Source organism: Marinobacter sp. 3-2, from assembly GCF_003751355.1.
GTDB classification, from domain to species: domain Bacteria; phylum Pseudomonadota; class Gammaproteobacteria; order Pseudomonadales; family Oleiphilaceae; genus Marinobacter; species Marinobacter adhaerens.
Genome location: NZ_RJUQ01000016.1, coordinates 268206 through 282817 on the forward strand (window position 1 = coordinate 268206; position 14612 = coordinate 282817).

16 protein-coding genes and 1 rRNA gene are annotated in these 14612 nt (G+C 57.4%); 3 read left to right on the forward strand and 14 right to left on the reverse strand.

The window, feature by feature from the left end; genetic code table 11:
* Positions 1 to 34 precede the first annotated feature (34 nt).
* Positions 35 to 931: a 16S rRNA (cytidine(1402)-2'-O)-methyltransferase gene (gene rsmI, locus EDB94_RS16720; protein WP_108018734.1), complete on the reverse strand. Its 897-nt coding sequence runs from the start codon at positions 929 to 931 to the stop codon at positions 35 to 37.
* 75 nt (positions 932 to 1006) lie between these two features.
* Between rsmI and EDB94_RS16725 the strand changes: the two genes are divergently transcribed.
* The 3 genes from EDB94_RS16725 to EDB94_RS16735 are packed head-to-tail and all read left to right on the forward strand — an operon-like array spanning position 1007 to position 3927.
* Positions 1007 to 2935: a penicillin-binding protein activator gene (locus EDB94_RS16725; RefSeq protein WP_260312615.1), complete on the forward strand. Its 1929-nt coding sequence runs from the start codon at positions 1007 to 1009 to the stop codon at positions 2933 to 2935.
* A 24-nt stretch (positions 2936 to 2959) separates the two neighbouring features.
* On the forward strand, positions 2960 to 3325 hold the full coding sequence (locus EDB94_RS16730; protein WP_008176539.1) for a YraN family protein: 366 nt from the start codon (positions 2960 to 2962) through the stop codon (positions 3323 to 3325).
* Between the two features lie 11 nt (positions 3326 to 3336).
* Entirely contained in the window at positions 3337 to 3927 is a 591-nt protein-coding gene (locus tag EDB94_RS16735) for an SIS domain-containing protein (RefSeq protein ID WP_008176542.1), read from the forward strand.
* Between the two features lie 45 nt (positions 3928 to 3972).
* Here EDB94_RS16735 and EDB94_RS16740 read toward each other — a convergent pair whose 3' ends face one another.
* From EDB94_RS16740 to rrf, 13 genes are all read right to left on the reverse strand, one after another.
* Complete coding sequence (locus tag EDB94_RS16740; protein WP_169702205.1) at positions 3973 to 4389, reverse strand: ClpXP protease specificity-enhancing factor; 417 nt, start codon at positions 4387 to 4389, stop codon at positions 3973 to 3975.
* A gap of 59 nt (positions 4390 to 4448) precedes the next feature.
* The gene (locus tag EDB94_RS16745) at positions 4449 to 5078 is read right to left on the reverse strand and encodes a glutathione S-transferase N-terminal domain-containing protein (protein ID WP_014576091.1); all 630 of its coding nucleotides are present in this window, start codon (positions 5076 to 5078) and stop codon (positions 4449 to 4451) included.
* A 108-nt stretch (positions 5079 to 5186) separates the two neighbouring features.
* Positions 5187 to 5942 carry a cytochrome c1 gene (locus EDB94_RS16750; RefSeq protein ID WP_108018732.1) on the reverse strand — a complete coding sequence of 252 codons (756 nt, stop codon included), beginning with the start codon at positions 5940 to 5942 and terminating at the stop codon, positions 5187 to 5189.
* On the reverse strand, positions 5942 to 7174 hold the full coding sequence (locus EDB94_RS16755; protein WP_014576089.1) for a cytochrome bc complex cytochrome b subunit: 1233 nt from the start codon (positions 7172 to 7174) through the stop codon (positions 5942 to 5944). Before EDB94_RS16755 ends, EDB94_RS16750 begins: the two co-directional genes overlap by 1 nt.
* Complete coding sequence (petA, locus tag EDB94_RS16760) at positions 7174 to 7767, reverse strand: ubiquinol-cytochrome c reductase iron-sulfur subunit (RefSeq protein ID WP_014576088.1); 594 nt, start codon at positions 7765 to 7767, stop codon at positions 7174 to 7176. The genes EDB94_RS16755 and petA overlap by 1 nt, the downstream gene beginning before the upstream one ends.
* Before the next feature lie 243 nt (positions 7768 to 8010).
* Complete coding sequence (gene rpsI, locus EDB94_RS16765; RefSeq protein ID WP_008176554.1) at positions 8011 to 8403, reverse strand: 30S ribosomal protein S9; 393 nt, start codon at positions 8401 to 8403, stop codon at positions 8011 to 8013.
* 12 nt (positions 8404 to 8415) lie between these two features.
* On the reverse strand, positions 8416 to 8844 hold the full coding sequence (rplM, locus tag EDB94_RS16770; protein ID WP_008176556.1) for a 50S ribosomal protein L13: 429 nt from the start codon (positions 8842 to 8844) through the stop codon (positions 8416 to 8418).
* A gap of 193 nt (positions 8845 to 9037) precedes the next feature.
* Complete coding sequence (locus tag EDB94_RS16775) at positions 9038 to 9823, reverse strand: TatD family hydrolase (RefSeq protein ID WP_108018731.1); 786 nt, start codon at positions 9821 to 9823, stop codon at positions 9038 to 9040.
* Positions 9824 to 9844: 21 nt separating this feature from the next.
* Positions 9845 to 11425 (reverse strand): peptide chain release factor 3, encoded by a 1581-nt coding sequence (gene prfC, locus EDB94_RS16780; RefSeq protein WP_108018730.1) that lies wholly within the window; start codon positions 11423 to 11425, stop codon positions 9845 to 9847.
* An 88-nt stretch (positions 11426 to 11513) separates the two neighbouring features.
* Positions 11514 to 11999 (reverse strand): ribosomal protein S18-alanine N-acetyltransferase, encoded by a 486-nt coding sequence (rimI, locus tag EDB94_RS16785; RefSeq protein ID WP_008176564.1) that lies wholly within the window; start codon positions 11997 to 11999, stop codon positions 11514 to 11516.
* Positions 11999 to 12580, reverse strand: a complete 582-nt coding sequence (locus tag EDB94_RS16790) for a 2-isopropylmalate synthase (RefSeq protein WP_260312616.1) — start codon at positions 12578 to 12580, stop codon at positions 11999 to 12001. The genes rimI and EDB94_RS16790 overlap by 1 nt, the downstream gene beginning before the upstream one ends.
* 267 nt (positions 12581 to 12847) lie before the next feature.
* A complete protein-coding gene (locus EDB94_RS16795; RefSeq protein WP_014576083.1) occupies positions 12848 to 14398 on the reverse strand; it encodes a 2-isopropylmalate synthase in 1551 nt (516 codons plus the stop codon).
* A gap of 129 nt (positions 14399 to 14527) precedes the next feature.
* Positions 14528 to 14612, reverse strand: a 5S ribosomal RNA gene (gene rrf / locus EDB94_RS16800); the annotation flags it as partial.

A 14612-nucleotide genomic window follows, 5' to 3' on the forward strand; every position in this document is an offset into this window, starting at 1 on the left:
GCCCAAAGCCTTGCAAGGGAAAACGCCACTGTACTCAGTTGTCTTTGAGCGCCAGTGCGCGCTGGTACAGCTCATTTTTCGACAGACCGGTCAGTTCTGAGGCCATTTTGGCGACCTTCTTCACCGGAAGCTCTGCCAGCAAAACCCGAAGCACACGGTCCACATCCATGGTAGCCGCGTCATCATTACCAGGTTGCGCCATCGCACCTCGAACCATGACCACGAACTCCCCACGGGTTCCGTGGGGATCCTGCTCCAACTCTGCCAGAACCTCCGCAACCGAACCGGAATAGAAGGTTTCGAAGGTCTTGGTGATTTCCCGCCCCAGAACCATCTCACGATCCTCGCCCAGCACCTCGGCAATATCCCGTACCGACTCTAGAATCCTGTGCGGCGATTCATAGAACACAAGAGTGGCCGACTCACTGGCCAGGGGTTCAAGACTGGCCCTGCGACCCGAGCGCTTGGCAGGCAGAAACCCCACGTAGAGAAAGCGGTCCGTCGGCAGGCCGGCCGCGCTCAGAGCCACTACCAGTGCACAGGGCCCCGGAATCGGGCTCACCCGATACCCCGCAGCCCTGGCGTCTCGCACCAGCACGTATCCGGGATCGGAGATAAGCGGTGTACCGGCGTCGGAGATCAGCGCCACATCGCGCCCGGCCTTAAGCTCAGCGAGGATCCCGGCTGCGCGATCTTTTTCGTTATGGTCATGCAATGCGATCATTCGCTTCTGAATGCCCAGATGGCTCAATAGCCGGCCACTGTGGCGCGTATCCTCTGCCGCGACCACATCCACGTGGGCCAGGGTCCGGGTTGCTCTTGGAGATAGATCATCAAGGTTGCCAATCGGGGTGGCCACAACATAAAGAGTGCCGCCCTGTTCATCCCTGCGGCTATCGGACGACGGGTAATCGCTGACCTCGTTTTTCAAAGCGTGTGCCTCTGTGATGGGGTATCCGGGAGCGTGACAGTTACGTCATGTGAATTAACCCCGGAGCTGTTAAACTTGCCAGCGTTAGTCTGGCGCTACAAGCCCAATCATCCGGAGTATGTCGAGCCTGCCATGTTAAATATCCGTATTCATCAACGAGCCCTGGCCAGCGTATTTACTGCCGCCCTTTTGTCGGCGGGCTGCGCCACCGTCAATCTCGAAACCCACGTCGCGCAAACGGCCGACCAGGCCCTCGAGCTTGCCGGCAACGAAGATAATATCGAGACCGCCCAGGCCTACCTCCTCCGGATCGCCAGCAGGTTCCAGGACCAGGGCAACCACGTGGCAGCACGAACGCTACTTCAAAGTTCGCAGCTGGCGCAACCGGCTGCGGACCTTAGCAACCAGAAACTCCTGCTAGCCATGGCAAGCGCCAAGGCCCTTGAGGACGAATCCTGGGCAGCGGCGCTTGCCGCCGAACTCACGCCGTCGACCTTTATAGAGTACCCGGCCGACCTGATGGCCCGGGCCGCCAACCTGCAGGCGGACGCTTATGACCTAGCGGGCAAGCCGATGCCTGCGGCCATGACCCTTATCCTGCTGGCCCAGACGGATAACACCGCGGATGCGCAACAGATTCATAACCGCATCTGGTCCCTGCTGGAGAAGGTACCGGGCACCGAGCTGAGCTCGGCCTCTGCCGAAGCGATTGGCTATGAGGCCCAGGGCTGGCTGGAGCTGGCAAACCTGGTGCGCACTGCAGAAACCGGCATAGACGAGCAGGGCCGACTCATCCGGGGTTGGCAAAACAACTGGCCCGGCCATCCTGCCGCCCAGGTTCTGCCCTCGGAACTCCAACTGATCGCCACACTGGCGGACAGCCGTCCGGAAAAAATCGCTCTTGCCCTGCCTCTCCAGGGCCCGCTGGCAACGGCGGGCAAGGCCATCCGGGATGGCTTTCTGGCAGCGTACTACCTGGATGACACTGCTGACCGGGGCAAAACCGACATTCGGATCTTTGATACCGCCGGCACGTCTTTCAGCGAACTTTACAAGCAGCTATCGGAACAGGATATCGACCTGATTGTCGGCCCCCTGGAAAAAGAGGCTCTGGCCGGACTGGGTTCAATGAATACGCTGCCCGTACCCGCTCTCGGGCTGAATTACCTGCCTGCGGATACCAAGCCTGCTGACGGACTCTACCAGTTCGGTCTCTCGGCAGAGGACGAGGCCCGGCAAATTGCCGACCGGCTTGCCGCAGAACAACTGCGCCAGGTTCTGGTGCTTATCCCCGGCGGCGAGTGGGGCGATCGCGTTGAGGCTGCGTTGCTGAAACGCATGGCGTCCCATGAAGGCGTTGCCCTGGATATCGAGCGCTTCTACCGGGAAGACAACCTCAGGGCGGTAACGGCTGACCTGCTGGGCATTACCGTTTCCCGCGACCGGGCCATCCAGGTTGAACGCACCATTGGCATGAATGTCGAATTCGAGCCGCGTCGCCGGCAGGATGCCGACGCCATCGTCATGGTGGCAGAGCCCACTGTCGCCCGACAGTTCAAACCGCTTTTCGCCTTCTATTTCGGCGGGGACCTGCCTGTGTACTCGCCTTCCATTATCTATGAGGGCACACCCGCACCTTCACGGGACCGTGACCTGAACGGCGTTATTTTCACTGATATTCCCTGGGTACTGGGCGACGACAATGAGCTGCGTACGCGAGCTACCGAAAATCTGTCCGGAACCCGTGGCCAGCCCGGGCGCCTTTTCGCCATGGGCGCCGATGCGTGGCACCTGAGCAAACGCCTGCCGTTGCTGAAACAGGTTGAAAGCGCCTCGATATCAGGCCAAACAGGTGTGCTGACCATGACGCCCGAGGGCAGCATCCATCGGGAACAACTCTGGGCCCAGTTCCGCAACGGCGCCCCTGAACTCATTCCTGAACCGGTAACCGAAGAGGGAGAGATGGAAGGCGCTCAAGAGGAAGCCCCACCTCTCAGCGAATAACACCAACGGAGAAAAACAGTAGCCATGGATGGCACCAAAACCCTGGGTAACCACTTCGAGGGCGTTGCAGCCCGTTACCTCGCCAGTCGGGGCGTCCGGATTATTGAGCGCAACGTCTACAATCGCGGCGGCGAGATTGATCTCGTCGGACAGGAAGGTGAGACTCTCGTATTCTTCGAGGTCCGCTATCGGGGCGCTGGCAGCCTTGTAGATCCTGCAAGCTCCATCAATTACCCCAAACAGAAACGCCTGATTCGTGCAGTCTCGTTTTACCTGCACAGGCACGGGCTCTGGAACAGTCTCTCACGGATAGATGTGGTTGCCATCAGCCCGGGTACCGTCAAAAAATACCGGGTACAATGGATCAGGAATGCAATTCTGGCAGGATAGTGATACCGAAAATGACCGACACCGAACACCAGATCAACCAGTGGTTCGCAAGCCATATGGAGCATACCGCGCAGGCCGCGAGTACGGCCGGCCCTGCTATCGAGGAGGTTGCCAATGCCTTCGTGGAAACTCTGCTCCAGGACGGGAAAATAGTTACCTGCGCCAACGGTAATGCCAACATTCTGGCCCAGTACTTCTGTACCGCGCTTCTGAACCGTTTCGAACAGGACAGGCCGGCACTGCCCGCCATCAATCTCGGCGCCGACGCAACGACCTATTCGGCCATCTGCCGGGATAACCGTTTCAACGATACCTTCTCGCGTCAGGTCCGGGCGATTGGCAAACCCGGGGACCTGTTGTTCGTGATCGTCGACGATGGCCACAAGGCAAATCTTATCCAGGCTATCCAGGTTGCCCATGATCGGGAAATGAGTGTTGTGGTTCTCAGTGCCAGGGAGAAATCGGACATAACCTCTTTGTTGCATCCAGAGGACCACGAAATCGCCCTGAACGATCTCAGTCCCACGGAGGCTACACCTCTGCTGCTGCTCATCATCAATGCCCTTTGCGGGCTTATCGACGCAAAAATCTTCGGGGGATAAAAAAAGCCAGCGTAAGCTGGCTTTTTCAAAACCAGTGCGCTGGCGTTATTTCACAACCTTGAGGGTAGGCCTGCCAGAGGGGCGATCCTCCTGACCAGGTGACGCCTGCTCACCATCGCGCTCCTTCGAGGTACCGTCAGGATCGGGAGAGCCCGGCTCACTGCCGAAGACCATGCCCTCGCCGTTTTCCTTGGCGTAGATTGCCATCACCGCCTGCAACGGAATAAACACCTGCATGGGCACGCCACCGAAACGGGCACTGAATTCCAGCGCTCCATTCCCGATGACCAGGCCGCGCACGGCGCCCGGGCTGATATTCAGCACAATCTGCCCGTTCGCGACATGCTCTGTCGGCACCTGCACACCCTGAATGCCTGCGTCCACTACAATGTAGGGGGTACAGTCATTGTCCAGAATCCACTCATTGAATGCTCGTACCAGGTACGGACGGCTGGACGTCATGGTGTTTTTACTCTCAGCCACTGCCACTCTCCTGCTCCGGCAAGCGGAACGTTACCAAATCAGCTGCGAATGTCTTCTTCCAGATCTGACAGGCTTGCCTTGAAGCCATCCCGACTGAAGATGCTCTCCATGTACTTCTGCAGCGGCTTGGCCTGCTTCTCATTCAGCTCAATACCCAGCGACGGAAGACGCCACAGGATGGGAGCAATGCAACAGTCCACAATGGTGAACTCTTCAGACAGGAAAAACGGCATCTCACCAAACAGCGGCGCCGTTGCCAACAGACTTTCCTTCAGCTCTTTGCGAGCTGTGTCGGACGCCTTGGCGTTCGGCTGAGCCAGAATCTGGTCGACCAGGCCACACCAGTCTTTCTGGATCCTATGGATCATCAGACGGCTGTTGGCTCGCGCCACAGGATACACCGGCAATAAAGGCGGATGCGGGAAACGCTCGTCGAGGTATTCCATCATGATGTTGGGCTCATAGAGCACAAGATCACGATCTACCAGCGTCGGCAGGGCGTTGTATGGGTTCAGGTCCGCCAGTTCAGCCGGCGGGTTATCCGGATCCACATCAACGATATCGACGGTAACGCCCTTCTCTGCCAGAACAATACGCACCCTGTGGCTGTAATGGCTGGCCGGATCCGAGAAAAACGTCATTGATGACCGCTTGGTCACAACGCCCATAGAACTACCTCACGAGTAAACAAACCGAAATGATCCTGAAAAAACGCAAAAATCCAGCGGGCCGGTTATGCCCGCTGGAACTCAGGGGACGGGATTATACCCTATTTCTCAGTGTACGTCCTTCCAGTACTCACGATTGAGCAGGTAAGCGAACACGAAGAAGATGGCCACAAAGATCAGAACAAAGATCCCCAGACGCTCACGCTCGAGCTTGACCGGATCCGCCATGTACGACATGAAGTTGGTCAGGTCGTACATCGCCTGGTCGAAGTCGGCTCCAGACATGCTGCCTTCGATTGCGTACTCCGGGCAAGCGTCCGCGTTGTTGATATTCCCACTCAACGGTTCAACGCTGGCCGGCGTTCCGATTTTCGGTTCAACGGCGCAGAGGCCCTGCAAACCAACCAGAACATGGGGCATACCGACATTCGGGAATACCACGTTATTGACGCCCAGCGGACGGGACTCGTCCTTGTAGAAACCGCGGAGGTAGGAGTATACCCACGCTTCGCCACGCAGACGGGTTTCGAGCGTAAGATCCGGTGGCGGAGCACCGAACCAGTCAGCCGCCATGTCTTTGTTCATGGAGTTTTTCATCAGCTCGCCAATTTTGGCGCCGGTGAAGATCAGGTTTTCCTCATACAGCTCATCGGGAATTTCGAGATCCTCAGCCACACGCTTGTAGCGCGCGTACTCCATGGAATGACAACCCATGCAATAGTTGGTAAAGGTTACCGCTCCGCGCTGGAGAGATGCCTTGTCAGAGTGATCTGACTCGAAGCTGTCCAGCGGCACGGTTGAACCCGCTGCCAGCCCGAGAGCTGGCAGGACCGCGATGAAAAGACCAAAAATCAGCTTTCTCATTATCCTGTCACCCTCTCTGGAACTGGCTTGGTTTTCTCCATGCGCGTGTAGAACGGCATGAGGATAAAGTAGAGGAAGTACAGCACCGTCAGAACCTGAGCAACCATTGTGCGGCCTTCGGTAGCGGGTACAAGACCGAGGTAGCCGAGGATCACAAAGCTCACCACGAAGATGGCCAGTGCAATACGGCTCAGCCAGCCTTTGTAACGCATGGACCGTACCGGGCTCTTGTCCAGCCAGGGCAGTACGAACAGGATGGCAATTGCCGCACCCATTACAACAACACCCCAGAACTTGGCGTCAAGACCGAACAGGTCGATCGTCACCGCACGCAGCATTGCGTAGAACGGAGTGAAGTACCAAACGGGCGCAATATGATTCGGTGTTTTCAACGGGTTTGCCGGCTCGAAGTTCGGCTTCTCGATGAACAACCCGCCACCTTCCGGGAAGAAGAATACAACAATAAAGAAGATGAAGAAGAAAACGCCCACGCCGAGCAGATCGTGCACGGTGTAGTAAGGATGGAACGGAATTCCGTCTTTGGGGATGCCGTTTTCGTCCTTGTTCTTCTTGATATCGATACCGTCGGGGTTGTTGGAGCCCACTTCGTGCAGTGCCAGGATGTGAAGCACTACCAGGCCCAGCAGAACGATCGGCAGTGCCACTACGTGCAGCGCGAAGAATCGGTTGAGGGTAATACCGGAAATCAGGTAGTCACCACGAATCCAGAGAGAGAGGTCCTCACCGATCACGGGGATAGCCCCGAACAGGTTAACGATAACCTGCGCACCCCAGTAGGACATCTGGCCCCACGGCAGGAGATAGCCCATGAACGCTTCAGCCATCAGGATCAGGTAGATCAGCATACCGAAGATCCAGATCAGCTCACGCGGCTTCTGATAGGAGCCGTACATCAACCCCCGGAACATGTGGAGATAGACCACAATAAAGAAGGCCGAGGCACCGGTAGAATGCAGGTAACGCAGCAGCCAACCCCACTCGACATCACGCATGATGTATTCAACGGATGCGAATGCGCCTTCCGCCGAAGGGTTGTAGCTCATGGTCAGCCAGATTCCCGTGACCAACTGATTCACGAGAACCAGCATCGCGAGGGAACCAAAGAAGTACCACAGGTTGAAGTTTTTCGGCGCGTAGTACTTGCCAAGGTGCTTGTTCCAGGCATCAATGACCGGAAGCCGTTCGTCTACCCAGTTGAGTAACTTGCTCATTACGCTGCCTCCGGATCAAGACCAATCGTGAGGGTCACATCATCGTCGTAACGATAGGGCGGCACCTCCAGGTTCAGGGGAGCAGGCTGCGCTTCGAAAACCCGGCCAGCCATATCGTATCGTGAACCGTGACAGGGACAGAACAGGCCGCCCAGCCACTCGTCACCCAGGTCTGCCGGAGCAACTTCCGGGCGATAGGATGGAACACAGCCAAGGTGGGTACACAGACCTACAAGCACGGCAAATTCCGGCTTCAGCGAGCGCAGGATGCCATCGATATACGGCGGCTGCTGCGGCGCTTCGGACTGGGGATCTTTCACCCGGTCATTCAGCTTCTCGATATTTGCGCGCATTTCTTCGGTACGGCGGATGATCCAGACCGGCTTGCCTCGCCATTCAACAGTAATCTGCTGGCCCGGCTCGATCTTGCTGATATTGACGGTTACCGGTGCACCGGCCGCTTCCGCTTTTGCACTGGGATTCCATGACCCCAGGAACGGAACCGCCGCACCGACGACGCCGACTCCACCCACCACAGACGTAGCACCGATCAGAAACCGGCGCCTGCCTTGGCTCACGTCGCCATTACTCATTATGGTTTTCTCCCATCAGGCGATGTCACAGCCCGCAACGCAGCCGGCAATGTGCATCTAAAAGGACTTCACAACCCAAAAATATAAGCGCCCAAATGGTAATGAAATTACCAAGGGCTTACAAGTCGGAAAGCCGCCACTGGCGCTCCATCCCTGTTCCAGATCAATTTGCTGACAAATCACTGGAACATAAAAAAACCCGACCGAAAAGGGCCGGGTTTTCCAGGATCTGCTCCAGCGGAATTAACGCTTGGAGTACTGAGGACGCTTACGCGCCTTGCGCAGACCCACTTTCTTACGCTCAACTTCACGTGCATCACGGGTGACATAACCCGCTTTACGCAGCGCCGGGCGCAGAGTTTCGTCGTAATCCATCAGAGCGCGGGTCAGACCGTGGCGAATTGCGCCGGCCTGGCCACTGATACCACCACCCTTAACGGTAATGTTGATATCAAAACGATCGGTAGACTCGGCAACCACCAGGGGCTGACGAACGATCATACGCAGCGTTTCGCGACCGAAGAAATCTTCGATGGTGCGACCGTTGATGGAGATGTTACCGCTTCCCGGCTTGATAAAAACCCGAGCCGTGGATGTCTTGCGGCGACCAGTACCGTAATTTTGTGCTACAGACATATCCGCCTTCCGTTAAATGTCGAGTTCTTTGGGCTGCTGGGCTGCGTGAGGGTGCTCAGCGCCGGCATAGATTTTCAGCTTCTTGAACATGGCGCGACCGAGCGGTCCCTTGGGAAGCATGCCTTTGACAGACTTCTGGATGATTTGCTCGGGCGCCTTGTCGACCAGCTTCTCGAAGTTGATGGATTTGATTCCACCCGGAAAGCCGGTATGACTGTAGTACATCTTGTCAGATGCTTTCTTGCCGGTAACCCGCACCTGGCTGGCGTTGATCACTACAATGTAATCGCCAGTGTCTACGTGGGGGGTGTACTCAGGCTTATGCTTGCCCCGCAGACGAAGGGCGATTTCGGTTGACAGACGACCCAGCGTCTTGCCGGCTGCGTCTACAACGTACCAGTCACGTTTTACTGTTTCTGGTTTCGCACTCAGAGTCTTCATTGATTCCGCCTTGAACGCTATATAAGAAACGTTAAAAACCACCGCCGGTAAATGCAAGGCATCCGGAGGGGGTTCCATACCTGTGTTGCGTTGCCATCATTCGGGGCTGAGATAATGACATCGCCTTGAAAAGCCAGGGCGCGAAGTATACTCGAACCACCCAGGAAAGCCAACCCTGTGTGGATTCGTTTCGTTATTCCCCTATACCGGCAGTCGCCCAACCGTAAAGCCGCGACACGTTATCCAGAAGCGCCGGCGCCAGATGCTCCGGCGACGTGCCACGGAGCTCCGCGAGCGCGTCCAGAATATCCGGCAGATAGCGGGGGGAGTTCGCTCCCTGTGGCACGCCTTCCGGCGCCATGTCCGGGGCGTCGGTCTCAAGCACCAGCGCCTCCAATGGCAATTTTGCGACTGCGTCGCGGGTCTTTCGGGCCCTGGGATGGGTAATCACGCCCCCTACCCCGATAAAGCACCCAAGATCGACCAGCTTTGCGGCCTGCTGGAAGCTTCCGCTGAATCCGTGAATCAGTGCTCGACCCTGCCACTGGCGACGATTGAGCACACCGTGAACTTCGTCATGGGTCTTGACGGAGTGGATCACCAGCGGCAAATTCAGTTCGTCAGCCAGCGCCACCTGGGCTTCAAACCAGGGCAACTGCGCTTCGAGACTTCCCCGGATTCGATCGAGTCCGCATTCACCGATTGCCACACAGCGGTCGGGACGACCCTCCAGCAATCGGCGGAGCCGAGTCAAGTCTTCTTCAGAATGCTCTTCCACAAACCAGGGGTGAATGCCGAGACAGTAAAACAGACCATCATGAGCCAGCGCTGTCTCGCGGACGCGGTCCCAGTCCGGTCGCCGGACACCGGGTATCACCAGCCCCCGGAGTCCGCGCGATCGGCCCTGCTCAAGCTCTTTATCGCGGCGGCCATCGAACTGGGGAAAATCGAAATGGCAATGGGCGTCGATCAGCTGCACAGTCACCTCCGCCCGGAACCGTTAATGCTCCCGGGTCTTGTGGAACTGGATGTCCGGATACCGCTCCTGAGCCAGGTTCAGGTTGACCATGGTCGGAGCAATGTAGGCAAGCCTGTCACTCCCATCAAGGGCCAGGTTGTCGTTGTTCTTGCGCTGGAACTCGTCAAGCTTGCGCTCATCGCTGCAGGTGACCCATCGCGCAGTGGCCACGTTAATTGGCTCGTAGATGGCCTCCACCTTGTATTCGCTTTTCAGGCGACTGACCACCACATCGAACTGCAGCACACCGACCGCCCCGACGATGAGATCGTTATTCCGAAGCGGCCTGAACACCTGCACGGCGCCCTCTTCGGACAGCTGTATCAGCCCTTTCTGGAGCTGCTTGGCCTTGAGCGGATCCTTCAGGCGAATCCGGCGGAACAATTCGGGCGCAAAGTTGGGGATGCCGGTGAACTTCATCTCGTCGCCGGCGGTAAAGGTATCACCCAACTGAATGGTGCCATGGTTGTGCAGGCCGATAATATCGCCGGCAAACGCCTGCTCGGCGTGTTCGCGGTCGCCGGCCATGAACGTCAGCGCGTCGGAAAACCGGACTTCCTTGCCAATACGGACATGACGGGCCTTCATACCCTGGTTGTAACTGCCGGAGACAATGCGGAGGAAGGCAACACGGTCACGATGCTGTGGATCCATATTTGCCTGAATCTTGAATACGAAGCCCGAGAACCCGTCCTCGGCCGGCTGGACCAGTCTCTGGTCGGTTTCCCGCGGTTGCGGCGCCGGGGCCCACTCCACCAGACCATCGAGCATGTGGTCCACGCCGAAGTTACCCAGTGCGGTACCAAAGAAGACTGGCGTCAGTTCGCCGGCAAGAAAAGCTTCCTGATCAAACTCGTGGGACGCGCCTTTGACCAGCTCAATTTCATCACGCAGATCGTCGGCGTAAGCACCAATCGCCTGATCAAGCTCGGGATTGTCCAGCCCCGAGATAACGCGCTTGTCCTGAATCATATGGCCCTGGCCGGACTGATACAGAATAACCTCGTCCCGAAGCAGGTGATAAACCCCTTTGAAGCTCTTGCCCATACCGATGGGCCAGGTGATCGGTGCACAGGCAATTTTCAGAACTTCCTCAACCTCGTCCATCAGCTCCACCGGATCCCGGGTGTCCCGATCCAGCTTGTTCATGAACGTGATAATCGGCGTATCCCGCAGCCGGGTAACCTCCATCAGTTTGATGGTCCGTTCCTCGACACCCTTGGCGCTGTCAATAACCATCAGACAGGAGTCCACCGCCGTGAGCGTGCGGTAGGTGTCTTCCGAGAAGTCTTCGTGGCCCGGCGTATCCAGCAGGTTCACCAGCTTGCCACCATAAGGAAACTGCATGACGGAGGTGGTTACCGAAATACCCCGCTCTTTCTCCATTTCCATCCAGTCGGACTTGGCGTGCTGGCCAGACTTCTTTCCCTTGACGGTACCGGCCTTCTGGATTGCCTGCCCGAACAAAAGCACCTTCTCGGTAATCGTGGTCTTACCGGCATCCGGGTGCGAGATAATGGCGAAGGTGCGGCGCTTGGCCACTTCCTGGGAAAGGTTAGACATAATCGAAAAGCAACCTGAATCTGAAGTTCTGGAAAAGGCGGCCATTATAGGCCCTATGCCGCTGTGACGCTAACTCGCACTGCAGTGATCACTGGCCGAGGGCAAGCATCAGGACCCGGGCATCCTCCCGCCCACTGGCAGACGGATAATACCCGGGGCGCTGGCCGATCTCGTGAAAGCCTTCATTCTGGTACAACGCGATAGCGGCATGATTGCTGTCCCTGACTTCGAGCAACAGCTGAGCCATACCTTCATGAGCTGCGGTTGCCAGAACATGCCTCAGAAGATAGCGCCCCACCCCCTCACCGCGGGCTCTCGGGTGGACGCAGATATTCAGCAAATGCGCTTCATCAACCATGTAGGCCACGACAGCGTACGCGGTGAGTTTGCCCCCATGGCAGGCACCCCAGAGCCGGTAGTTGTCCTTGAAACAATCCAGAAACACCGATTCGCTCCAGGGGTGCGAATAACCCTGGCGCTCTATATCGAGCACATCCGGGACATCCTCGGGCACCAGGGGGCGCACAATAAGATCGGCATCAAGAACTTTTTGGTAGGTTTCCGGATAAGGCATTAACGGGCGACCAGAGGCCGTATCTGTTGCCACAGGGAGCGCTTCAATGTCGGGTTGCCGGCAATCTCAGCAAGGGTGTGCGGAAACCGGACTGCTGCGTCGTGTCCAAGGGCTTCGCTCAGCCAGCTTTTTTCTGCATCCTCTCCACCCTGCAAGACGACAACCTGCTGACTTTCCAGGCCCGACAGAACACTGCGCATCACCTCAACAAAGTCATGGCCGGAGTTCCCGGGCACCAACAGATTGTTGAAGATAGGCCAGGAGACTTGCCCGAGCACTTGAGGCTGCTCCTCACCAAGGCTCTTGAGAATATTCAGTGCGAGGGTTTCCTGCAGTCGACTGCTGGCATCCGCAGACATGCCTCCGATGAGCACTGCTCCGGTTCCCGCCCAGATCATGACGTTAACGCTCTCAGAGGGAATCCCGGCAGGCTGCGCTGCCATCTCTTCTGGCGCTGCGGGCTCCGGAGCGTTCGCAGCGTCATCCGACACGGCAGGCGATTGGCGAGGCTGTCGGGAGGCGTTGCCTGGCGCGACAGCCTCACCTTCCATCAAGGCCTGAAGATCCGCTATTCGGGCCACGCCTTCAGTTCTATCTGGTCCCGTCGGTTTACGCGGCGCAGGCCGACCGGCATCTCTTACCGGACTGGGTATGGTCTCAGAAGTTCCAGGCATTGGCTCCGGAACCTGACTCTCCTCGGGAAACTCAAAATCCGGGCTTGGCGCCGCGCCGGGCAACGGTTGCCGGGCATACCACATTCGTATCCCCGCTGCTCCCAGATAAAACTGACGCTCTGCTTCCGATCCAATCATTGCCTTCGCCTGTCGCGACTCACCGAATAACCATTCTCACACATCCGCGACCTGGGGATGCTGTCGAATTCCGCCCTTGCTGATCAGGTTCAGGGCCTCAATGTAAGCCTTGGCGGACGCGATGATGATATCAGTATCAGCACCCACGCCGTTAACGATGCGGCCACCGCGCTCCAGGCGTACCGTTACCTCGCCCTGGGCATCGGTGCCGCTGGTAATGTTGTTTACGGAATACAGCTGGAGATTGCAGCCGGAATCCACCAGAGATTCGATTGCCTTGAACGTGGCATCGACCGGCCCGCTGCCCTCGGCTTCAACCTTGTGCTCTTTGCCGTCTACGCTCAGCGTGAGATTGGCTTTGGGCACGACTCCGGTCTCCGAGCAGACCTGCATACAGACCAGGCCATAACGGCCGTCTTCCTCTTTCTGCCGGGTATCGCTGGCAATCGCCTGAAGATCCTCATCGAAAATCTCATGTTTCAGATCTGCCAGCGCCTTGAACCGTGTAAAGGCCTCATTCAGCTCGGTCTCGGTCTCAAACTGAATTCCGAGCTCCAGCAAACGGGTACGGAAGGCGTTCCGACCGGAGTGTTTGCCCAGGACGAGGCTGTTGGTATGCCAACCAACGTCCTGCGCCCGCATGATCTCATAGGTCTCCCGGTGCTTCAGAACCCCATCCTGGTGTATCCCGGATTCATGGGCAAAGGCATTGGCGCCGACGATAGCCTTGTTGGGCTGTACCGGAAAACCGGTGATTGTAGAAACAAGACGAGACGCCGGCACGATGTGCTGGGCATCAATGCGGGTATCGATATGGAACAGATCCTGGCGGGTACGAACCGCCATGACAATTTCTTCGAGCGCCGCGTTACCGGCCCGCTCACCCAACCCATTGATGGTGCACTCTACCTGACGGGCTCCCTGGGAAACCGCCGCCAGGGAGTTCGATACAGCCAGTCCCAGGTCGTTGTGGCAATGCACCGAAAAAATAGCTTTGTCCGCGTTCGGAATCCGGTTCAACAACTGACGGATGGTTTCACCGAACTGCTCGGGAATGGCGTAACCGACCGTATCCGGGATATTGATCGTGCTGGCACCGGCATCGATGGCGGCCTCAATGATCCGGCAGAGGAAGTCCAGTTCGGAACGTCCGGCGTCCTCGCAGGAGAATTCGACGTCGTCGACATGACTCCGCGCGCGCTTCACAGAGCGAACCGCCTGCTCAATCACTTCATCGGGCTGCATCTGCAGCTTGTGCTTCATGTGAATGGGCGACGTGGCTATAAACGTATGAATACGCCCGCGCTGTGCCGGCCGGATAGCTTCTGCCGCGCGATCGATATCCTTGTCGAGCGCCCGAGCAAGACTGCAGATCGTTGAGTCCTTGATGGACTCGGCGATCGCTTTCACCGCCTCGAAATCACCCTGGCTGGCAATCGCGAATCCTGCCTCAATAACATCCACCCGGAGCTTTTCCAGCGCTTTCGCAATGCGGAGCTTCTCGGCTTTGTTCATGGTGGCACCGGGGCTTTGCTCGCCATCACGGAGCGTTGTATCGAAGATAACCAGGTGATCAGTGGCAGGCATTGGCAGGCTCCATTCTGAGATGTCGTTCGTTATGGGGAGAGTATATCACCGGCCTGCCGTGAGTGAGGCCGTGAATTTCAGGCAATAAAAAACCCCAACATCAAGGATGCTGGGGTTTTGGTATTAGGAGCCTGACGATGACCTACTCTCACATGGGCAACGCCACACTACCATCGGCGCTGGTCTGTTTCACTTCTGAGTTCGGGATGGGATC